This is a genomic window from Labilibaculum manganireducens (genome assembly GCF_002843385.1).
Classification (GTDB): Bacteria; Bacteroidota; Bacteroidia; order Bacteroidales; family Marinifilaceae; genus Labilibaculum; species Labilibaculum manganireducens.
In genome coordinates, this window is sequence record NZ_MVDE01000054.1 from 1 (window position 1) to 21,320 (window position 21,320).

A 21,320-nucleotide genomic window follows, 5' to 3' on the forward strand; every position below is an offset into this window, starting at 1 on the left:
AACTTTAGGTTTATTCTTTATCTTTGAATACTCCATGGGGTACACCTTATTATTGGTTTGTCGTAGAAACAATAATAAGTAAATATGTGTTATCTCATGGTTTTTTTAATCGATATAACCTCTATTGAGGAAGAGTATTATGCAATGGAAATAACAGGTTATTTAAAGATTGATAAAAAAGCAACTTATACCTTTTTTAATTATGCTGTAGATCCTGCTCAAATATCCATTGGAGATCATGTTATAATAAGTAATGAAGGACTGAATGCAAGACAGGAACGCAGAGGCCGGATTCATCTGGACGAAGGTATGTATCCTGTAAGAATTGTGATGGTGAAAAATACTCCTTACGCTAATCAGCAAGTATCTTGGTGTTCCAATTATTTTGATCAAATACCAATTAATTCCGAAAATTTATTTCATTAAAATAGGAGATCTAAATTTTATATTAAAAATCATTATTGTCTCATGCTTGTAATTTTCTGATTTTATGTATCTTGTATATAAAAATAGGAAAAATGCAATCTAAAGAAGAAAATACAGGTTTAAGTTCATTTTATAGAGAGAGGTTCGATTCTTTTTTAATTAATTTGTCATTGGCAAAGCAAATTAAAGAAGAGGACATTCACAAGCTGCGTGTAGATATTAAGTACATACGAAGCTTACTGCTATTGATTGAAGAATTTGATTTGGATACTGATGCCGGCTCGAAACTATTGAAGCAGTTGAATGGCATTTTTAATAGTGCCGGTAAACTCCGTGCTCTTCAAGTTTCTAAATCATTGTTGTTAAACAGTAATGTTGATATTCCCACTGAGATAATGATTGTTTTAGATGGCAGGATGAATGTGAGTGTTGAAAATTTTAGAGCTAAATGGTCTGAATTCGAGATCCTAAAGTTTAAAAAAGGAGTAGCAAGTTTATGTTCCTCATTAAATCAGGTGAATATTTCGGAACTTAAAATAAAAACAGACAGCATTATTCATGATGAATTGGAAATAGTAAACAAGTTATTTAATTCGTCACAAGGAGAGGAATACCATCATGAAATCAGAAAGCTGCTCAAGGTTGTTAAGGCGCTTCAGCAATTACTGCTTGCCCTGCAGGATGATGAGAAAAGAAGACAAGCTTTGGATATTGTAAATTCAACCGAAACATTACTAGGTAATTGGCACAATTACAAAGTAATGGATAAGTTCCTGATTAAACTGGACAAGGAATTACCTCAACCTTCAGTCAAGAGAATTCTTAAAAACTTAAAAAATCAGAACAATAAATTAAAGCTGGAATTAAAAAATGAAGCCGATAAATATTTGCGGAAGCATTTCTAGTTTTTGCGTCTAAATATGTTTTTAATTTTTTGATAAATTGATTTTTTCTCATTCTTACGCTTTTCCCGTCTCGCTTTTCGTTTCATTAATTTATCTTGATCTGTTGCTGTAACACCAAATAAATGATCAAAAAAGTTTGATTCCGGCGGTAAATAGTGTGGCATATCCAAGTCTGCCAAAATATCATTGTCAGGTTTTGCAATAGGTGAGTTTGTATAGCGTTTAAAGTTTTTATTTGTACTTAATTTATTCATGAATTTACCGTAAATGGGTAAAGCCATGCTTGCTCCTTGTCCAAGACTCAAAGAGTTAAAATGAATACGCATATCTTCGGCACCAACCCATGCTCCGGCCACTAAATTGGAATTGTAACCAATATACCAGCCGTCCGCCTGATCTTGTGTTGTACCTGTTTTTCCGGCTAATTCTCCTTGCAATCCATAAACTGAGCGAAGCGATTTTGCTGTGCCTTCATTAACTACAGCCTGAAGCATATGATTAATTATATCGGCATTTTGAGGAGATATCACAAGCCTGTTTTCTTCCCTTTCAGCAGAAAGATCTACAATTAAATTGCCATTATGATCTTCAATTTTGGAAATGTAGTAAGGATCTGTATGTATACCTCTGTTCGCCAGAGTAGCATAAACCTGAATCATCTCAAACAGTGAAATATTTGCTGTTCCCAAAGCAAGAGATGGTACTTTTGGTAAACTACTGTCAATTCCCATTTCTTCAGCCAACACAATGGTATTACGCATTCCAGTTTCCAAAAGAACATCTACAGCAATAGTGTTTACCGATTCAGCAAGTGCTCCTTCCATGCTGTAACTTCCTTCGTAAAGGTTATCCGCATTTCGTGGCGACCAATTATCGTATTCTTCATAAATTTTGCGTTCGTTGGGAAGGTATTCGAAAGGGGAAATTCCCTCTTCCAAAGCTGCAGTATAAACAATTGGTTTAAAAATTGAACCAACCTGCCGCTTTGCTTTTACATGATCATATTTAAAATGATCGAAATTGATTCCGCCAACCCAAGCTTTAATTTTTCCACTCTGAGGTTCCATGGCTAAAAATCCGGTGTTTAATATTTGGATGTAATGTTTTATAGAGTCAAGAGGAGACATTTTTACCTTTTTATCTCCATTCCAGGTGAAAATTTTCATGTTCACCTTTTCGTTAAATATTTTATTAATTTCCGCTGCAGATTTTCCTTTTTGTTTAAGGGATTTGTAGCGGTCAGATCGTAGTTTAGCGTCCTCTATTACATCTGTATTCTTTCCCCAGGGGGATCTATTGCCCCAATGCTGAACGAATTGGGTTTGCAGATTTTTCATATGCTCTGCAACCGCTTGTTCAGCATTCATTTGCATTCTTGCGTCTAGTGTGGTTATAATGTTTAGTCCATCACGGTAAACATCATAGTAAGTACCATCTTCTTTTGGGTGTTTTTTTAATATTGTATTTGTTTCAATTCTTATTCTTTCCCGGAGATAAGATGCCAAACCTTTTTGGGTTGATTGTTTCTGATAATTGATAATTAGGGGCCGAGCCTGAATTTCATTCAATTTACGATCCGTAATGAATTTATATTTAGCCATTTGACTCAGGACAATATTTCTTCTTTGTTTTGATCTTTCAGGATGAAGTCTTGGATTATAAGATGTTGGTGCCTTAAGCATTCCGATGAGTACAGCACATTCATGAATTTCAAGTTTTGATGCCGGTTTACTAAAGAACTGCCGGGATGCACTTTCAATACCAAAAACATTCTCGCCAAACGAAACCGTATTTAAATACAGCTGAAGAATTTCTTTTTTTGAGTAAATTTTTTCCAGACGGGATGCAGTTATAGTTTCCTTAATCTTGTTTACCGGCATGCTTAATGGACCAAAATTTCCCCGGGGAAAAAGATTTTTTGACAGTTGCTGACTCAGAGTACTTCCTCCTCCTGAACTTTTATCGCCCATAACTAAGGATTTTACCAATACGCGCATCAAACTTCTTTGATCAATGCCTTGATGTTCGTAAAAACGAGCATCTTCAGTAGCGATTAGCGCATTGATTGCATCTGGAGAAATGTCTTTAAAATTTACATTGGTTCGGTTTTCAGCATAAACTCTCCCTAACACAACACCGTCTTCAGAATATATTTCAGATGCATTTGCATTTTTAATGCTTTTAAGAGTATAGTAATCCGGCAATTTGCCCCAAAGGCCGATGTACACAGAACCAAGTAAAATACCAATAGTTATCAGGAATAAGAGTAGCCCGAATCCAAAAAAACGGATTAAATAACTCGAAAATGAACGCTTTCCGGTATTCTTTTTTTTACTGCTTTTTTTCTTTTGAGAAGGAGTTTTTCCTTTGGAAGATTTTTTTGCTGTTGCCATTCTAAATCTAATAACATCTTATTTATTACAATAACGCATAAATTTCAAAAAGATTATAACCAGAATAAATCCATTCTGAAAATTTCGCGTTCAAATGTAAACAATAATACTTATTTTTTTAGTATCTTAATGTAACAGTCTGAATTGTTCCTTTTATCACACAGATGACGAGAATACTTTTAGCTGGTGTTAATTGCTTTAATTGTATGATTTATATGATGTGATTAGTGAGTCTCATTTTTAAATTTACAGAGGTGGAGATAGAAAAATTAATCATAAGTTCAAGAAATGAGTTTTCTAAAATAAAAGAGATTCGTTTTAAGCCGGATTTGTTATTTATTTTTGGTGATGGAGAATTGATGTGCGAAAAGGAATTTAAGTCAACAATTAAAAATTCTTTTCCGGATGCAATGATTTTTGGATGCTCCAGCTCTGGTGAAATTTCAGGCTTGGAGGTATTCGAAAAGAGTATTTCCATTGCAGCAGTTAAATTTTCTTCTACAAAGCTAAGAATAGAATCTGTTGATCTTACCAAGTATAAGAACGATATTGAATGCGGTGAGAAATTGTGTGAGAAATTTCCTCAGAAGGGTCTGAAGCATTTAATGGTTTTATCCGATGGAATTACTATAAATGGATGTAATCTTCTTGAAGGGATTCAAAATAAATTGTCGAAGAAAGTTGCAGTTACAGGAGGATTGGCCGGAGACGGAACAAGATTTTCTGAAACACTTGTGTTCGATAAAGAAGGAGTGGCAAAATCAAATTGTGTTTGCGCCTTAGGATTCTATGGAGATTCTATCTCTATTGGATACGGAACAAATGGTGGATGGGAGAATTTTGGCATTGAACGCCTTGTTACAAAATCAAAAGGTAATATTTTGTACGAATTGGATCACCAACCAGCTCTTTTACTATACAAACAATTTTTAGGGGAACGAGCAAAAGACTTACCAGTGTCAGGCATGTCATTTCCACTAAGCTGTCGGGTGGGAGATTCTCAAAATGCTGTGGTTCGCACCGTGCATGGAATAAATGAGAAGGATCAAAGCCTCATATTTGGTGGCAATATTCCTGATGGAGGATATGTGAAATTGATGAAAGCAAACGTAGATCGATTAATTTCAGGAGCTGAATTGTCGGCTAAAGCAAGTACTGATATGATTCCGAAAGGAGAGTCAGAATTCGCTGTTTTGATTAGTTGTGTTGGGCGCAAATTAGTGCTTAAGCAATTGGTTGAAGAAGAAGTTGAAGTTGTTGCCGATGTGATAGGTAAACAGGCTGTCCTTACGGGATTTTATTCTTACGGGGAAATATCTCCGTTTAAAGAAGATGGTCCTGGTTTTCTACACAATCAAACCATGACTATAACCACCTTTTCTGAAAAATAAAGCATATGCATCGATTATTGAAAAGGCAAGTCCGTAAGTATTTATCTGCAGAAGATGAAAGTAAATTTAATGACTTTCTGAATGCTGTGGAAGAAGCGTATGAGGACTACGATAAAGATATAAAACAAACGGAGAATATTTTAGATACTTGTTCCCTGGAACTTTTTACCCTTAATAAGGAATTGCGAAAAGCGGTTGATAATAAGACGCAGGAGGTTGAGGCTGCATCTTCCAGAATGGAATCAATTGTAAATAATATTTCAGAGGTAATTTTTCAAACTAATTTTACCGGAGAATGGCTGTACTTAAATTCAGCATGGACAAAAATAACCGGGTTTAATATATCAAAAAGTATTGGAAATCATGCCTTTGAATTCGTTCATCCTGATGATATTGAGGGGTGTATGTCGAAATTTAGAACTTTAATTGAGCATAAAACCAGTTTCTGCTTTATTGAAGTTCGGATGGTAACCATTAGTGGCAGTTACAAATGGTGCGAAGCTACAGTTAGAGTCACAAGAGGTTTTGATGGAAAGAGAAATGGTTTTACTGGAACTTTAAAAGATATTACTGAGAGAAAAAGACTTGAGGAAGAGAAAAATAAAACGGAAGAAAAATTCAAATTGATATTTGAAAAATCATCTGTGGCCTATCTTCTAATTAAAGAATCCCGGTTTATTGATTGCAATAAAGCTTGTCTAGATTTATTTGGTGTAAGCCGGAAGGAGAATTTTATTGGTAAATATGTAAAAGATTTTTCTCCTGAATATCAACCTGATGGTTTGTTATCTTTTGATAAAGCCAAAATGTATATAGAAGAAGGTAAGATTAGAGGTAATGCTAAGTTTGATTGGATTCACCGCAAAGAGAATGGAATAGAATTTCCAGTTGAGGTTGCATTAAACAAAGTGCCGTTAATGGATGGAAATATTTTATTTGTTGTGCTAAATGATTTATCGGAAAGAAAACAAGTGGAACAAGAGTTGATTATTGCAAAAGAGAAGGCAGAGGAGGCAACTTATGCGAAAGCACAGTTTTTGTCCACCATGTCGCATGAGATACGTACTCCAATGAATGCGGTTATTGGAGTTACTCATTTATTGTCAGAGGATAATCCAAGAGAAGATCAAATTCAGAATATCAATATCCTGAAACTATCTGCAGATAATTTAATGACTTTGATTAATGATATCTTAGACTTTAGTAAGATTGAGGCTGGTCGTGTTGATATTGAATCTTTGGATTTCAATTTCAGAAATCTGATTCAGAACATAGCTTCAGGTTTTGATATGAAATCGAAAGAGAAAGGTTTGGATTTTATTGTTGATGTGGATCCTAAAATTCCTGCCTATTTAATTGGAGACCCAACCCGTATCTCGCAAGTCCTTAATAATTTGTGTGGCAATGCAGTTAAATTTACCGATAAAGGAAATGTTCAGGTGATGGTGTCTTATCAGGAAAAATATGATGATAAGGTGAAATTGAAATTTGAAATTAAAGATACAGGTATCGGAATTCCCGAAGATAAACAAGATCAAATATTTCAATCTTTTTCTCAGGCAGACTCAAATACCACAAGATTGTATGGAGGAACCGGTCTTGGCTTAACAATTTCAAAAAAGTTAATTGAGATTATGGGTGGTTGCATTAATGTTAAGAGTGATCTTGAATTTGGAACTACTTTTTCTTTTGATTTGTGTTTGACAATTAGCCATAGGTCGAAACCCAAATTGGATTTTGTTACCGAAGGTTATCAAAACAACGATAAAATGAAAGGTTTGCATATTTTGCTGGCTGAAGATAATCAGATGAATATATTGATTTTGAAGCAGTTTTTGAAAAAATGGGAGATTACATACGACATTGCAATGAATGGACAGGTAGCTTTTGAAAAGGTGCAGGCGGACAATTTTGACATGGTGCTAATGGATTTACAGATGCCAATAATGGATGGTTATAAAGCCACACGAAGTATTCGGAGTCTGCCCGATGAAAAATACAAGACAATGCCAATTTTAGCAATTACCGCTTCTGCATTTAACGAAATTCGTAAAAAAGTATTGGATGCAGGAATGAATGATTTCGTAACCAAGCCAATAAATCCGGAGGATTTGTATCTAAAAATTGAAAAATACATTCTCTAATTACCGATTGCAGTTACACATTATTTATCATTATCCATTTATTCATTTTTAAAAGGGGACAAAAGTCGTCAACAGGATTTGTATTTAAAAACGGATATTTTATTTCTGAAAGATACAAGCCTTGAGGATAAGCTAAATTTAGAAATTGAAGAGGTGTTTTGCTTTTAATCATCTCTTCAAACTCTTCTATGCTTTTTTGGCCTGTTCCCACTTCGATTAATTCGTGAACAAGAATTCGAATCATCCCTCTTAAAAATCTATTGGCCGTTATTTGTAAACGGAAGTTTGTTTCCGAAGCATCAGTAAACAGTTGCACAGAGAATATATTACAGAGCGTATTGTTGTGGCTGTCCGGGGATTTGCACAAAGCTCTAAAATCGTTGTATTTTGTAATTACAGAGGCCGCTTTAGCCATTTTCCCCACATCAGGAGTTATATTGTAAAGTGTACTTATTTCATTTAAAAATGGATTTTTTTTGGTGTGGATAAAGTAGTTGTACGTTCTTTTACTTGCACTTGTTTGTGCATGATAATGGCTATCCACTTCAAAAACATCGTAAACCGAAATATCCGAAGGAAGGATTTTATTCAATACAAAAAGATGGTGATCGTTCCATATCCTGTCAGTATTGATATGGAAAAAATACTGTGAGGAATGTACTCCTGCATCTGTTCTGCCACACCCAATACAAACTATTTTCTCTTTTAGCAATTTGGATAATTTGTCTTCAAGTACTTCCTGAACACTTACAACATTGTTCTGTCGTTGCCAACCTCTATATGCGGTTCCCTTGTATCCGATGTGAAAAAAGTACCTCACTCTTACTTGTTTTAGCTTATGAATTTTTCTATTCGGCAAAGGTATCAATTCATAGGACCAATTTTTAAAATGATCAGGAATTCTCTAAACTGCTTTTAAATTATCATCAAATTGCCAATAAATATTATCAATAAGTTATCTTAGAGCTCATTTTTGGGAAAATATAAACATGATTTAATGTTTTTAGAGGATAAACTAAAACAACAAACAATGAAGAAATTATTGATTGCCATTTTGGTGATTTTTGCAATTAGTACTCACCAATCAAATGCTCAGTCGGTATTCGATCAGGTGAACGATCCTTATTTCGGAGAAAGCTGCACGAGTATAATGGTTGGAAAAAAGGCCACTTCGGATGGATCTGTAATTACCAGTCATACCTGCGATGGCAGATACCGAACTTGGTTACAGGTTGAAAAAGGACAAAAATTTGAAAAGGATACTACCCTTGAAATTTACAAAGGCAGTTTGAAGACAGAAACGGCCTGGGACAAACGAAAAATGAAAGTGGTTGGAACAATACCTCAGGCAAAGGAAACTTATGCCTATTTAAATACAGCCTATCCTTGTTTGAATGAGAAACAACTAGCTATTGGTGAAACAACCATTGTTGGTCCGAAAGAATTGGTGAATGACAAAGGAATGTTTCTGATTGAAGAGTTGGAACGTATTGCACTTCAGCGATGCACAACGGCTCGTGATGCTATTGCATTGATCGGGAAATTAATTAAGGAATATGGTTACGGCGATTGGGGCGAATGCATTACGATTGCTGATAAAAAAGAAGTTTGGCAATTGGAAATTTTTGGTGAAGGTCCCGATAAAATAGGTGGAGTTTGGGCTGCGCAGCGCATTCCGGATGATCATATTGGTGTATCGGCAAATATTTCAAGAATTGGAGTAATTGATGAAAAGAACAAAGACTACTTTATGTATTCGGAGAATGTTTTCTCTGTGGCGAAAGAGCTTAAGCGCTGGGATGGTAAAGAGGAATTTAAATTCTGGAAAGCTTATGGTAAGGTTGAAAAGCCTTTTAAAATTCGGGAGTTTTTTATCATGAATGCTTTGGCTCCATCTTTAAAATTAGATTTTGAGGCGGAAGAATTACCTTTTTCGGTCAAACCGGATCAGAAAGTTTCAGTACGCGATATTATTGCGTTGTATCGAGAAACCTACGAAGGAACTAAGTATGATATGACTCAGAATCTGAATGTGATAAGGAAAAAATACAATAAAGAGAATGAGGAGATAGGTGCCGATACCATTAAGGCTTTAAATGCGCATCCATGGCCGAATGGTGATAATCGTAAATTGTATAATTACTTAAAAGATGGAACAGTTGAATACCAGAGAACTGTTGCTGTATCGTGGTGTTCGTATTCTCATATTATTCAGTTAAGAGATTGGTTACCAGATGAAATTGGTGGAAGAGCGTGGTTTTCTTTTGACAATCCAGCTCAAAGCCCTCGTATTCCTATTTACTCCGGAACAACCGAATTGCCGGAAAGTTTTCAATATTGCGGTCAGCATCGCTACCGCGACGATGCTGCTATTTGGCAATATCGCAAAGCCAACAAATTGGCTACTTTACAATGGCAAACCACTCGAAAGGGAATGATGGAAGAAGTTGCCTACTTTGAGGAAAAAGGATTTAAAGAGTCCGCTGAGCTTGAAAGTCAAATACAGAAGCTATTGAAGGATGGTAAAACAAAAGAGGCAAAAGTATTGTTGAACAAATATACCCGCGATTTTACTGGTGCTGCCATGTTACGTTGGAAAGAGCTGGAAAATGAATATTGGGGGAGATTTGGATTGGGATTTTAATTAAATCAGATTTTTATCCAAACGCATAAAAAACCGGTTGAACATTTTTTTCAACCGGTTTTTTTAATAGTAAAAAAAATCAAAATTGGAATCCAAAGCCATAATCCCAATACCATTTGCCAATTTCCACACAGAAAATATAGAAATAGCAGTACTTGCGAGCAGAAGGGAGAGGAATTATGGACAGATGGATTTTCATTTGCAGCGATTTTATTCTGTCTTCATATTTAACTTGTACCAGTTAATATTTCTAGTGAAGTACATGGTGACTCCCAGTATTAATGCTAAGCCAGTACTTCCCATTAATAAAGCATAATCGGCTAATTGCAGGGTGACAAATAAAAAGCCGTAAATACCCAGTATGGTGGCTGTTAAAACTCCTGTGAATTTGCCAGATTTAAATACACTTTTGGCATAAATTAATATCATCAGTGATGTTATGCCTGCTGAAATTAGGTAGGCAATGTTAAAATTGGAATGCTCCGATATGGATATCAGCAGGATGTAGAAAAGACAAAGAGCCAGACCAACTAAAGTGTACTGAAATGGGTGAATTTTCCGTCCATTCAAAATCTCGACTAAGAAGAATACCAAGAATATCAGCGCAATAGTCATAACTGCATATTTGGAGGAGCGCATGGACTTTTGATAATCGTCCAGAGGCATAATTAAATCAACACCCAAGGCTGAATACTGCATTTCGTTTCGCATGTTTTTATCTACCCATGTTTGCGGATAGTTACGGTTTAGCTGCAGAATTTTCCAATCGGCCGAAAAACCTTCATCGCTTACCTCTCGGTTGTCGGGAAGAAAATTGCCATTAAAACTTGGTGAATTCCAGGTGGAGGATAGGTTTACATTTGTGGTGCTGCCTAGCGGTATAAAGGAAAGGTTTTGGCTCCCCTGCAAATTTAATTGGAATGAGAAATCGATATTTGTGTTGATTTGGTTGCTTACATCAGGCAAATCGATGCTAATGCCCGAACTAATCATATCGTTTAGTTTAGACCCGGGTTGTACATCCAGTTTTTGATTCCCCCAGTTCAGTGTAATTTGATCTATTATGCCTCGAAGATCCGATATTCCAACGGTTAGGAAGGCTTCACCGTATTTGATTTCTTTCAATCCATCTTGATCAATTTTGGTGTTGAGTTTAAATTGACCGCAGAAATCTAAAATACTTTTGTACACAACTACTTCATAAATTCCTCTTTTCAACTTCTCAGGTTCTATTTTACCCGTTATTGCCAGTTGCTCGGGTAGTAGGTACAGGTATTTTGTTTTCGTGATGATCTTGCCATCTTCAATTTCATATTCATAGATTAATGGAATGGTGAGAATTGGTCCGTTAATTTGCTGCTTGCCAGCCCATTTTTGACTTACCTCATTTAATACCGACTGATTGAGCATTTCTCTCTCGCTGATGATTGATTTAATCATGCTGGCAGGAATCAATAATAAGAGCATTAGGATGGTGATCGTTCCTAATTTCAGTCCAACCGAATTCTTAATCCAGCTGTTAACTTTGTCGAGTGGTGATTGTGAATCGTTCATTTTTTTATATTTATTTAAAAGTACTTTGAAATTCAAAGTGTAATGATAAAAAAATTATTTCAGCAATTGCTCTATGGCCTTTATGTGTCTGATAAAGGCTAGTTTGCCTTCATCCGAAGCAGAATATTTAGTGTTGGGTTTTCGATCCAGAAATTCTTTTTGCACACGAATGTAATCACTTTTTTCAAGCGACTTTAAATGGCTTGCCAAATTACCATCTGTAACGCCCAAAAGGTTTTTTAGGGCGTTAAAATCGAGGTAATCGTTTACCACTAAAGCCGACATGATTCCCAGCCGGATTCGGTTTTCAAAAGCTTTATTTAAATTTTTAAGTAATTCCTTCACGACTTGTATTTTATCTCCATTATGATTCCATAAATGATATGCAGCAGACCGAATCCGATGCACCAGAAAATCAAACCATATCCTATGAAATAAGTTGCAGTCAAACCTAGTAAAATTTCAAGCATTCCCAAACTGCGGATTTCGCTTATTGTGTATTTACTGGCATTTACCAATGCCAAACCGTAAAATAGTAAGGTTAGTGGCGCAATTAATCCGATGTATCCTTTTATTAAAAGGAGCAGGCAAAATATACCACCGCTAAGCAATGGAATTAACAAATTAATCAGAAGTGTTTTGGTTTGAGAATCCCACACTTTTTGTTTTAATTTTTTTGTCTTTAATCTGGTGAAAAAGAGTCCAAAACCTAAGGCGAGCAGGAGTGTTACGATACCAATTGTCAGTAATTCTATTAACTGATCATTATTAAGGAGTGTTCGGTTAAAATCCTGATATCCAGTTTTTGAATAAATTGTTATCCAGGCAAAATAGGCACCAATAAGTGCAATTATTCCTGCTGATATTCCCGATAAGCCACTCAAAGAGATGAATTTAGATGACTTGTTCATCATCTCTTTGATGTTCTTTAGGTCTTCGATGTATTTTTGCTGATTCATGAAAAGTACTTTGTAATTCAAAGTAAATATAGAGGAAAAATTTGAATATTCATTATTTAAAGGGAAAAATAATTTTTGACTTGAAATTAATAGCATTTAAAGCCACAAAATATAAAAGACTTTAGTTGTAAGATTTTTTACATACCTGTTTGTAGTGGATACAATTACTTGTGTAAATACGTACAAAAACCTATTCTCATAATACGTTCATAAGCTGTTTCTTCTGAACAGAATAAGCTTGAACTTTGTACCATATCAATTTGAACGGAGTAGCTTATGAAAATACATCAAATTACAATACAGGCAGGTATTGACAAGTTTGGCAATACGGAACGTTTGCCCGATTTACGGATAAACAAAGGTGAAATATATGGGATTGTTGGCCCTACCGGTAGTGGGAAAAGTCAGCTGATTGCAGATATTGAGCAGTTGGCACAAGGAGATACAGCAAGCAAGCGCAAAATTTTAATTAATGGCGAAATTCCTTGTCATGAACTTCGGAGCGATCCCAGAAAAAAAATGGTGGCGCAATTGTCTCAGAATATGAATTTTTTTGCAGACATGCCTGTTGCCGATTTTTTAAAACTTCACGCCAAGTGCCGGGGGAAAAAAAATATTGATGTAAAACACGTAATTTCTATTGCCAACACACTTACGGGTGAGCCAATCAATGCAAGTGATAATCTAACGATTTTGAGCGGAGGACAAACCAGGGCTCTCATGGTGGCAGATGTTGCCATTATCAGCGAATCGCCGATTGTCTTAATCGATGAAATTGAAAATGCCGGAATTAAAAAACATGAGGCTTTACAATTGCTGTCGGGAGAGGGGAAAATAATTCTTGTGGTTACTCACGATCCGGTTTTGGCATTAAGTGCCCAAAAAAGAATTATTATGAGGAATGGAGGTATGCGCGATATTATAGAAAGTACGTACCGTGAGAAACAAATATCATTACAGTTAAATGATATCGATCAATATATCTTGACTTTGAGAGAAGATGTACGGGCAGGTAAAAAAATAGAAGAAGTAAATTTTGATGCATTGCTTCACGAATCGAGTTTTTTGAAATGCTTATAATCGGTGAGTGATTGAGTTGTACATGGGAAATAACAGATTAGTGAAATGAGCCATGCAAAATCATTTGCTGCAACGAATGATGATTTCCAAGCTGTTTTCAAAGGTCTTAATTTAAAAAAAAATATGAAACGTCCATGTATAAAGCTTTCTGCACACAGGGAAATGATTATTCCGTGCATGGTAAGTTCTCCCGAAACAAGTTCGGGACAGGCTATATGGCAAAAACCTAAAATTATAATCATATGAAGTTTATTATTGTTGCAGGAACTCCGGGTGCCGGAAAAACTGCTGTTCTAATTCATACCCTGAAAATATTGTTACAACAGAATGTAAAGCCATCGGTTGTAAAGATCGACTGTTTGTATTCCGATGACCCCAAACGCTTTGCAAAATTGGGTGTTCACGTTCAGTTGGGCTTATCGATGGACATGTGTCCCGATCATTTCTCAATTTACAATACCGATGCAATATTGGAGTCTGCCAAAGAGCAAAAATCAGAATTTCTGATTATGGAGACGGCGGGTTTGTGTCATCGATGTGCACCTTATACCCATAATAGTTTGGGTGTTTGTGTAATTGATGCGACCAGCGGACCCAATAATCCGATGAAAGTGGGGCCTTTTTTGAGTTGTGCTGATATTGTGGTGATTACAAAAGGCGATATGATATCGCAGGCGGAGCGGGAGATATTTCGGGAATGTATTTTGGAAACCAATCCGAATTGTTCAATCATTGAGGCAAATGGATTAAGCGGACAAGGAGCTTCGGAATTGGCTTTGCAAATTAGAAGTACTGAAAAAGTAGTGTCTGAAAATGAAAGTTTGCGGCACAATGCGCCTTTTTCGGTATGCACGCTTTGTGCGGGTGAAAAAAGAGTTGGTGCTGAACATCACCGTGGATTGTTACGGAAAATGAATGGCATGCAGGAATATGTTGGTGAATAAGTTGTTGCCGTTTTAAGGAATAGGAATATGGAAAAAAAGATAATAGAGTTTCTTCCCGGGTTCAATTGCGGGCGTTGCGGCTTTGGTTCATGTACTGATTTTGCTGAAGCGATTGAAATTAAACCGTCAAGTCTGGATTTATGTCCATTTTTTACGCAGGAACGATTCATTGCTAATAAAATAGAAATTGAGAGATTAGCAATGGGTGAGCCGAATGGGTGTCAGAAAAAAACAGTAGGAGTAATTGATGCTTACGAAGCTGATATTGTTTTGGATCCTCTGAAAGGAGAAATTTCATGCAGGGAAGTGCTGATGCCTATGGCTTTAGTTAACTTGCAGATAGGGGAAGTGATTGAGTACAGACCCTTGGGATGTCCGATAGTACATTACGGGAATGTGATAAAGATTGATCATTTGTTGGTTACTGTACACCTAATTGGTCCGTGCAGAAGGAGAGAAAGCGAGACTAAGTTTACACCGGTAGGTTGCTGTATGGTCATTGCTTTTGAGGGCCGGTTTCATGGAAAAAATGTAAAAGTGGGTGAAACGGTGAGGTTTTTACCGAAACATTGCATGATGCAAAAGGTACACTCTGGAGTAGTAGTTAAAATTGAAGATGAGAATATCCTGATTGAAGGAATTGACTTGAAAGTATGGCAGCCTCCTGTTGTTTGTTCGATGAAATAAGTCTAGTTAAAAATGTAAAGTGCCCTCAGAGATATTTCATCGCTAAGGGCGCTTTTTTTTTGATATGCTGCATCATTTTAAAATAAAAATAGTTGAGAATGTTGTTCCAATAATTGAATCCTTTTTTTTTAATATTTTTGAAAGTTTGCGGATCAAAACAAATTATAAATCAATGAGTCCCATTATATCGAGCAAATAGATGAACAACAGCGACAAACCAAAAGAAACCATGGGAGCGATGATCCACATCACAAAAAACCGATCGACTTCGGTTTTCCGGAATATGTTGCGGAATCCCAATTTAGCAACTCCAATTCCAATAATAGCACCAACATTAAGCTGTACCAACGAAGTTGGAATTCCTTTGATTAGAGACGCGCTTAGCAATAAACTTGCTGAGATAAAAGCAATGATAACTGCTTCGATTCTTCCAAACAGCACGATTTCTTTTCCGGTGTTTTGTAAAATTTTATCACCAAAAACTGAGCTGCCAATGGAAAAACTTGGTGCGACTATTAATGTGGCGAGTATCATTACCTGCAAGTAGCGGTTTTGACTCACCATTAGCTCGTTGCAGGCCATTGATGATAAGGGGCCGGCAGCATTGGCAACATTATTGGTTCCTATGGAAAAGGCCACATATAAGGACATAATTACAATTAGGCCTTTTAACAGATAGCTGTCATTTACTTTTTTGGAGATCGTGTAGCCACGTTTTCGTATGGGTTTGTATATGTATTTGCCAATAAAAAATGCCAGTGCAAAAGCCACAATTGGCATTATGAACCAGGTTGGGAGTATTTCGAATAACAGTTTGTTGGTATTTAGTGAATGGAAATAGATTGCCGGTGCAGTTACGGCCATTACCGTCGACTGACTGGTTGATTGAGGGATACCAAAGAGATTGGCAATTAGTAAGGAAACCGCCACGGCTAATAATATGGCGGAGACAACCGAAAAGCTCATTAATTGTGGATCAAGAAGGCCTTTTCCAATGGTTTTGGCTGTTTCTTCACCACCAACAATTGCACCTGTAAAAACCATCAGTCCAAATAAGCCTGGAATCAAACTCTTTTTAATAACATTAGAACCATAGGCTGCAGAAAAGGCTGGTCCGGTGCCACTTCCCCCCATATTTACGGATAAAAAAACGGCGATTACAAAAGGAATTAAAAAAGGGATCAGCATAGCAGAATGTTTTGATTTGTTATCATCAAAAGTATTTCATCTGTAAGCTATATATCAGCGTATAAAAACGTAATTGCGCAATAGGTATTTGTACGTAGAGTGTCTGGAGTAAAAGGAATGTCTTTAGTCTTTTCAGATTTTGGGTTCCCACTTTTTCATACTTCAAAAATGTGATTTTTTATGGCATAAATAACTAAAGATGCTGTGTTTTTCGATTGGGTTTTTAGCAGTATGTTTTCGCGGTGTTTGTCAACTGTGCGTTTGCTGATAAAAAGCATTTCGGCTATTTCCTGGTTCGATAAACCCTTGCAGATATTGTATAAAATCTCGATTTCCCGCTGTGTTAAATCAGATTTTGAGGGCTGATTTTTTTTTCGGTTCAAATTGGCAATAATACTTTCCAATATTTCGGGCGAAAAGAAATTTCTTCCTTCCATAACGGCATCAATGGCCTGCTGAACTTCTTCGAAACTGGAATTTTTCAGCAAAAAGGCTTTGGCTCCGGCATCTATCATCTCCGAATAATAATTTTCGTTGGCATGCATCGAAAGAGCAATTATTTTGGAGGCTGGATATTTTTTCATCACCTCATTACTTGCCTCTATTCCATTCATTACCGGCATTTCAATATCCATAAGAATAATGTCAGCCTGCCAGTTGGCCAGCAAATCCAATAATTCCTGACCATTACTTACTTCCTTAATTTCAGGTTTGCTGTTTTGATTGTTGAGAAGAAAGGATAGCCCTTCACGAAACAAATCGTGATCATCAACCAGTGCCAATTTTAAAGATTCAGTCATGATATTGGTATTTCTACTTTGAGGTAAAAGCCTTCATTTTTCCGGCTGTTTATTTCAATGGTTCCATCCAACGATTTTACCCTCGTGTGGATGTTCGACAAGCCCATTCCTTTTACCGGTCTTGGTTCCGTGGAAAAGCCGATCCCATTATCACAGTACATCAATTCTAATTTTTGATGATAGCTAAGGAGTGAAAGATCGATTTTAGATGCAGAAGCATGTTTTATGGTGTTGCTGAACAATTCACCGATGATCCGATATAGAATCAACTCCACATTGTAGTCGAAACGTTTTCCATACAATTGAGTAATCAATTGAATTTGGTATTGATCGGTCAGCTGAATTCCCCCGACAAATGTTTTAATGGCTTTTTCCAAACCGTATCGTTCCAAAATATGAGGACTCAATTTGTTGGATATCTCCTTAACGGTGATAATGGCTTCGTTGATGGCCTGATCTGTTTTTTGAATGATTTGCAGGTTATTTGAATTTTCAGCAGATTTATTTAAAGCGGAATTTGTCATTTTAATGGTGGAGAGAATCGGCCCCAATCCATCGTGCAATTCTTTGGCAAAGCGATGGCGTTCCTGCTCTTCGGTCTTGATAACTGCACTCAGCACTTTGGCTTCATTTTCTTTTCTCTCTTTATCTACCTTATCCTGAAGTTGAAAAATACGGCGAATGTAAAAAGCACCAAAAAACATAAGCAATGAAATTACGACAGCCATCCAGTTGGTGATGAATATTTCCGGTTTATCCTGGTCTGCAGTGAACACACTAAAAAGTTCTGCAAATCTGCGCAAAGCCATGAGTAAGAAACCTATGGAAACCATAATCCAGGAGCTGTTGAAGCGTGTTTTTGGAATCAGGCTAATGGTAATAAAAAAAGCTCCGAATTGTAATAAAACCGATACTATTAGTGCAATTTGTAAAAGCATGAAACAAGAGTAAGGATTCTATTGTTTAAAAGACTACGTTTAAAACCGTATTTTTGAGAACTTCACATGATAACCTTAGTATCAGTTTAAGTTGTCATGTGAAGTTCATGTGTTTCGAGAAGTAAAGGGGTATAATTATTTTTTTTGGATATTCTCTTTTTTGATAATTCGCTTGTATCCGGTGTAAGGGTTGAGTTGCATGATCTTAAACTTGATCAGCTTTTCTTTTACCAAAGGGAGTTCATCTAAAATTTCTTTGGCATGTTCCAAACTCTTGCATTCCATTATCAATACAGCATTATTGTCTTCATTAAAATAGATTTCACGCAGGTATTCTGATATGTATAATTCGTGAACGTGACGGGCTTCCTGTTCTAAAATGCAGCTTTTGTTACTCCAGTCAACATCTTTTAATTCTTTTTCAACGGCTAATATTTTCATAATAAGTGTTTTATGTGTTTCAGATTTGACCACGAACAGTTACAATTAACCGCAGGTCTTAGTTCTATTTGCTTCTTTGATAATCAAGGAAACTGATACACTAATGTATTAAAATATATTTCAATGCAAATAGAAAAATTTACACTTTTATTACATTCTGCTGATTTCTGATTTGGAACCGATTAAAAACAAAAAAAAGCAGCTTCTAAAAAGAAGCTGCTTTGAATAAATGTATGTAGTAAAAAGATTACAGGGCTCCATCATCGTAAGCACGTTCACCATGTAAAGATGCATCTAATCCATCATCTTCATCTTTCATATTAACTTTAACGGGAGTTATGAAGTTGATTATTGTCAGCATTAAATAAGTGAAAATGAAAGCATAAGCGGCGCTGATTAACACGGCTACCACCTCTTTAAAGAAGAAAGCACCATCTCCTTCTAAAAGACCCGATTGACCGTTAATTGAAGAAGATGCGAATACACCCAATAAGATAGTTCCAAAGACACCACCCATACCGTGAACGCCCCAAACATCCAGAGCATCATCCCAGCCCCATTTGTTTTTAAGTTGAACAGCAAGGTAACAAAGTGCGCCTGCAAGAATACCAATAAGCATTGCAGCCCATAATGGTACGAAACCGGCTGCAGGCGTAATGGTTGCCAAACCGGCAACAGCTCCTGTTAATAAACCTACAAATTTAGGTTTCCCTTCTCGTGACCACTCTATAATTAACCATGTAATAGCCGCAAAAGAAGCTGCAACGTCGGTATTTAAAAATGCAAGTGTTGTAATGTTATTCACATCTAATTCACTGCCGGCATTAAAACCATACCATCCAAACCATAGTAAACCAGTACCAATTGCTACCAATGGAATGCTGTTGGGAGGGCTTTGTCTGTCACGGCGTTTTCCAACGTAAAATACTGAAGCAAGTGCAGCAAAACCAGCAGTTGCGTGAACAACTACACCACCGGCAAAGTCAAGAACACCCCATTCCTGAAGGATTCCTCCGCCCCAAATCATATGTACGAATGGATAATAAACAAATAATTGCCATACCACTAAAAAGAAGAGGTAAGCTTTAAATGTGACACGATTCACGAATGCCCCGGTAATCAGAGCAGGTGTAATGATGGCGAACATCATTTGATAAGCTATAAATATAAAATTTGGATACTTACTGCCGGCACCTGCGTACATGGTATCAAAACCGACTCCATTTAGGAATGCAAAATCAAGGTTTCCAATTATACCTCCCTCTCCACCGCTAAAACATAGAGAATAACCGATGGTTACCCACATAATTGTGGTGATGCCCAATGAAACAAACGTTTGCATCATTACGCCTAAGATATTTCGTTTTCCGGCTAGTCCGCCATAGAAAAAGGCCAGTCCTGGTGTCATTAACATTACCAGACTGGTACATAAAATCATAAAAGTAGTTGATCCTGTATCAAGCATAATATTTAGTTTTTAGTGTTTATTAAAATGAAAATCCGAATACGAAATAGATTTTTTCATCTACTGGATTGGTGATTACAGATGCTGAAACGGGTAAGGAAAATTTCTCGTTGAGTGCAACTTCTTTAGAAAGAGTTACACCTAGATTAACAATACCTGCTTTACTTCCGTAGTAGCCGCTTTCGCCGTTAAATCCTGTAGAGGTTTTTGCTTCTGCCGGTTTGGTTAAATTCATTCCTAAAAAAGCATCAAGAGTTACGTCGTTCGCCATTTTATGACTGTACGACAGCTCAGTGTAGGTAGAATACTGGAGGCCTGTTTTCTGATTGAAATCAGTTGTGTTTGGATGATCTCCAAGTTTAACGGCATCTGCTCCCCAAAAGTTAACGGCAACCATCAAAGCAAATGGAATGTTGTCATTGCCGTTAAAACGGAAGCTTCCTTCCAACACATGACCAGTAAGATCATTGTTGAACTCGAAATAATTGTAATCTTCGTCTTCGGTTGGGAAGTAGTAATCTGTTAGTGTAAGGCTAAACAGATCTTTGGCAAAAGTGTAACCCAAATAAAGGTCGAATTCCTGGCCTGAATTGTTTCCGCCTAAGGAATAAGCTCCCCATGCACCCAATTCCCAGCCTTTGTAGTTGAGAGTTACCGATGGTTGAAGACTCGGACTTGTCCCTCCAAATTGTGTTCCCCGCCAAACATAGCGGCTCATTACATCGGCACCAAAATCAAGTTTCGCTTTCTCTTTTTGTCCAAAAGAAGAACTGCAAATACTCAGCATAAATGCGATTAGCAGATATACGCCTGATCGTTTCATAGAATTAATGTTAGTTTGTTATTGTGTGAATTATTCAATGACGAATATAGGAGAGAGCAAATCAGTCCGAAATAGAGAATTACCCCTAAAATGAATTACGAAAAATGGCGATACACTAGGTGAATTACCTAGCGCGGAAATATAGTAGGATCAGGAGATAATTTTAGGTCACCTTAATAATCAGGCATAAACTTTAGTCAATCTGCATCCCCGAAAGATTGAGATCCTGCATATTCAAAGTTTGATTTTAGGATGGTGTCGGGAGTTGAAATAAGATCTTAGCTCCTGAAATTTGTCGGCACCTTCCCTTAAAAATACCTCATCCTATCCTTCTCCTAAAGGAGAAGAGAAAATGGCTTCAAATTTTTTGTTTGGTAAGCGTCTCCGCGTCGGCACTCCGTCAAAAAAAAGACCCCGTCAAATTTTGGTTCAAATTGACGGGGTATTAAAATATCAGATATTACTCAGCCCACTTATCAGGAAGCAAGTTTCTCATTTGTTCGTTGGTCACGGTTTGGTGTTCTGCCAGATGCTGTAT

20 protein-coding genes are annotated in these 21,320 nt (G+C 36.6%); 9 read left to right on the plus strand and 11 right to left on the minus strand.

Going from position 1 to position 21,320, the window contains the following annotated elements; all coding sequences use genetic code 11:
• Nucleotides 1-96 precede the first annotated feature (96 nt).
• A complete protein-coding gene (locus BZG01_RS20450) occupies nucleotides 97-426 on the plus strand; it encodes a PA14 domain-containing protein (protein WP_180327411.1) in 330 nt (109 codons plus the stop codon).
• Between the two features lie 92 nt (nucleotides 427-518).
• Nucleotides 519-1,331, plus strand: a complete 813-nt coding sequence (locus BZG01_RS20455) for a CHAD domain-containing protein (RefSeq protein ID WP_101311708.1) — start codon at nucleotides 519-521, stop codon at nucleotides 1,329-1,331.
• On the opposite strand, the gene BZG01_RS20460 is transcribed toward BZG01_RS20455, so the two are convergent.
• Nucleotides 1,328-3,724: a transglycosylase domain-containing protein gene (locus tag BZG01_RS20460; protein WP_101311709.1), complete on the minus strand. Its 2,397-nt coding sequence runs from the start codon at nucleotides 3,722-3,724 to the stop codon at nucleotides 1,328-1,330. The genes BZG01_RS20455 and BZG01_RS20460 overlap by 4 nt on opposite strands.
• Before the next feature lie 254 nt (nucleotides 3,725-3,978).
• Here BZG01_RS20460 and BZG01_RS20465 point away from each other — a divergent pair, with 254 nt between their 5' ends.
• Both BZG01_RS20465 and BZG01_RS20470 read left to right on the plus strand, forming a co-directional pair.
• Nucleotides 3,979-5,115: an FIST signal transduction protein gene (locus tag BZG01_RS20465; RefSeq protein ID WP_101311724.1), complete on the plus strand. Its 1,137-nt coding sequence runs from the start codon at nucleotides 3,979-3,981 to the stop codon at nucleotides 5,113-5,115.
• Between the two features lie 5 nt (nucleotides 5,116-5,120).
• On the plus strand, nucleotides 5,121-7,259 hold the full coding sequence (locus BZG01_RS20470) for a PAS domain S-box protein (RefSeq protein WP_101311710.1): 2,139 nt from the start codon (nucleotides 5,121-5,123) through the stop codon (nucleotides 7,257-7,259).
• Between the two features lie 13 nt (nucleotides 7,260-7,272).
• Here BZG01_RS20470 and truA read toward each other — a convergent pair whose 3' ends face one another.
• Complete coding sequence (truA, locus tag BZG01_RS20475) at nucleotides 7,273-8,079, minus strand: tRNA pseudouridine(38-40) synthase TruA (RefSeq protein ID WP_180327412.1); 807 nt, start codon at nucleotides 8,077-8,079, stop codon at nucleotides 7,273-7,275.
• Nucleotides 8,080-8,289: 210 nt separating this feature from the next.
• On the opposite strand from truA, the gene BZG01_RS20480 reads away from it, so the two are divergent.
• Nucleotides 8,290-9,903, plus strand: coding sequence for a dipeptidase (locus BZG01_RS20480; protein WP_101311725.1), 1,614 nt, complete (start codon nucleotides 8,290-8,292; stop codon nucleotides 9,901-9,903).
• Between the two features lie 210 nt (nucleotides 9,904-10,113).
• Here BZG01_RS20480 and creD read toward each other — a convergent pair whose 3' ends face one another.
• The 3 genes from creD to BZG01_RS20495 are packed head-to-tail and all read right to left on the minus strand — an operon-like array spanning nucleotide 10,114 to nucleotide 12,416.
• Nucleotides 10,114-11,457, minus strand: a complete 1,344-nt coding sequence (gene creD / locus BZG01_RS20485; RefSeq protein WP_101311712.1) for a cell envelope integrity protein CreD — start codon at nucleotides 11,455-11,457, stop codon at nucleotides 10,114-10,116.
• A 54-nt stretch (nucleotides 11,458-11,511) separates the two neighbouring features.
• Nucleotides 11,512-11,802 (minus strand): winged helix-turn-helix domain-containing protein, encoded by a 291-nt coding sequence (locus BZG01_RS20490; RefSeq protein ID WP_101311713.1) that lies wholly within the window; start codon nucleotides 11,800-11,802, stop codon nucleotides 11,512-11,514.
• Nucleotides 11,799-12,416, minus strand: a complete 618-nt coding sequence (locus BZG01_RS20495) for a hypothetical protein (RefSeq protein ID WP_101311726.1) — start codon at nucleotides 12,414-12,416, stop codon at nucleotides 11,799-11,801. The genes BZG01_RS20490 and BZG01_RS20495 overlap by 4 nt, the downstream gene beginning before the upstream one ends.
• A 276-nt stretch (nucleotides 12,417-12,692) precedes the next feature.
• On the opposite strand from BZG01_RS20495, the gene BZG01_RS20500 reads away from it, so the two are divergent.
• From BZG01_RS20500 to BZG01_RS20515, 3 genes are all read left to right on the plus strand, one after another.
• Entirely contained in the window at nucleotides 12,693-13,496 is an 804-nt protein-coding gene (locus BZG01_RS20500; RefSeq protein WP_101311714.1) for an ATP-binding cassette domain-containing protein, read from the plus strand.
• Nucleotides 13,497-13,738: 242 nt separating this feature from the next.
• Nucleotides 13,739-14,440, plus strand: a complete 702-nt coding sequence (locus BZG01_RS20510; protein WP_101311716.1) for a GTP-binding protein — start codon at nucleotides 13,739-13,741, stop codon at nucleotides 14,438-14,440.
• 27 nt (nucleotides 14,441-14,467) lie between these two features.
• Nucleotides 14,468-15,127, plus strand: a complete 660-nt coding sequence (locus BZG01_RS20515; RefSeq protein ID WP_101311717.1) for a (Fe-S)-binding protein — start codon at nucleotides 14,468-14,470, stop codon at nucleotides 15,125-15,127.
• A gap of 162 nt (nucleotides 15,128-15,289) precedes the next feature.
• Here BZG01_RS20515 and BZG01_RS20520 read toward each other — a convergent pair whose 3' ends face one another.
• The 6 genes from BZG01_RS20520 to BZG01_RS20545 all read right to left on the minus strand — a co-directional run bounded on the left by BZG01_RS20520 (nucleotide 15,290) and on the right by BZG01_RS20545 (nucleotide 20,782).
• Nucleotides 15,290-16,315, minus strand: a complete 1,026-nt coding sequence (locus BZG01_RS20520) for an inorganic phosphate transporter (RefSeq protein WP_101311718.1) — start codon at nucleotides 16,313-16,315, stop codon at nucleotides 15,290-15,292.
• 155 nt (nucleotides 16,316-16,470) lie between these two features.
• A complete protein-coding gene (locus BZG01_RS20525; RefSeq protein WP_101311719.1) occupies nucleotides 16,471-17,115 on the minus strand; it encodes a response regulator transcription factor in 645 nt (214 codons plus the stop codon).
• The gene (locus BZG01_RS20530) at nucleotides 17,112-18,053 is read right to left on the minus strand and encodes a sensor histidine kinase (protein WP_101311720.1); all 942 of its coding nucleotides are present in this window, start codon (nucleotides 18,051-18,053) and stop codon (nucleotides 17,112-17,114) included. Before BZG01_RS20530 ends, BZG01_RS20525 begins: the two co-directional genes overlap by 4 nt.
• A gap of 135 nt (nucleotides 18,054-18,188) precedes the next feature.
• Nucleotides 18,189-18,494 (minus strand): superoxide dismutase, encoded by a 306-nt coding sequence (locus tag BZG01_RS20535; protein ID WP_101311721.1) that lies wholly within the window; start codon nucleotides 18,492-18,494, stop codon nucleotides 18,189-18,191.
• A gap of 247 nt (nucleotides 18,495-18,741) precedes the next feature.
• The gene (locus BZG01_RS20540) at nucleotides 18,742-19,959 is read right to left on the minus strand and encodes an ammonium transporter (protein WP_180327413.1); all 1,218 of its coding nucleotides are present in this window, start codon (nucleotides 19,957-19,959) and stop codon (nucleotides 18,742-18,744) included.
• A gap of 22 nt (nucleotides 19,960-19,981) precedes the next feature.
• Nucleotides 19,982-20,782 carry a TorF family putative porin gene (locus BZG01_RS20545; RefSeq protein WP_101311723.1) on the minus strand — a complete coding sequence of 267 codons (801 nt, stop codon included), beginning with the start codon at nucleotides 20,780-20,782 and terminating at the stop codon, nucleotides 19,982-19,984.
• A 352-nt stretch (nucleotides 20,783-21,134) separates the two neighbouring features.
• On the opposite strand from BZG01_RS20545, the gene BZG01_RS21815 reads away from it, so the two are divergent.
• Nucleotides 21,135-21,320: hypothetical protein (locus BZG01_RS21815; RefSeq protein ID WP_218973182.1), on the plus strand; the 186-nt coding region annotated here is incomplete at its 3' end.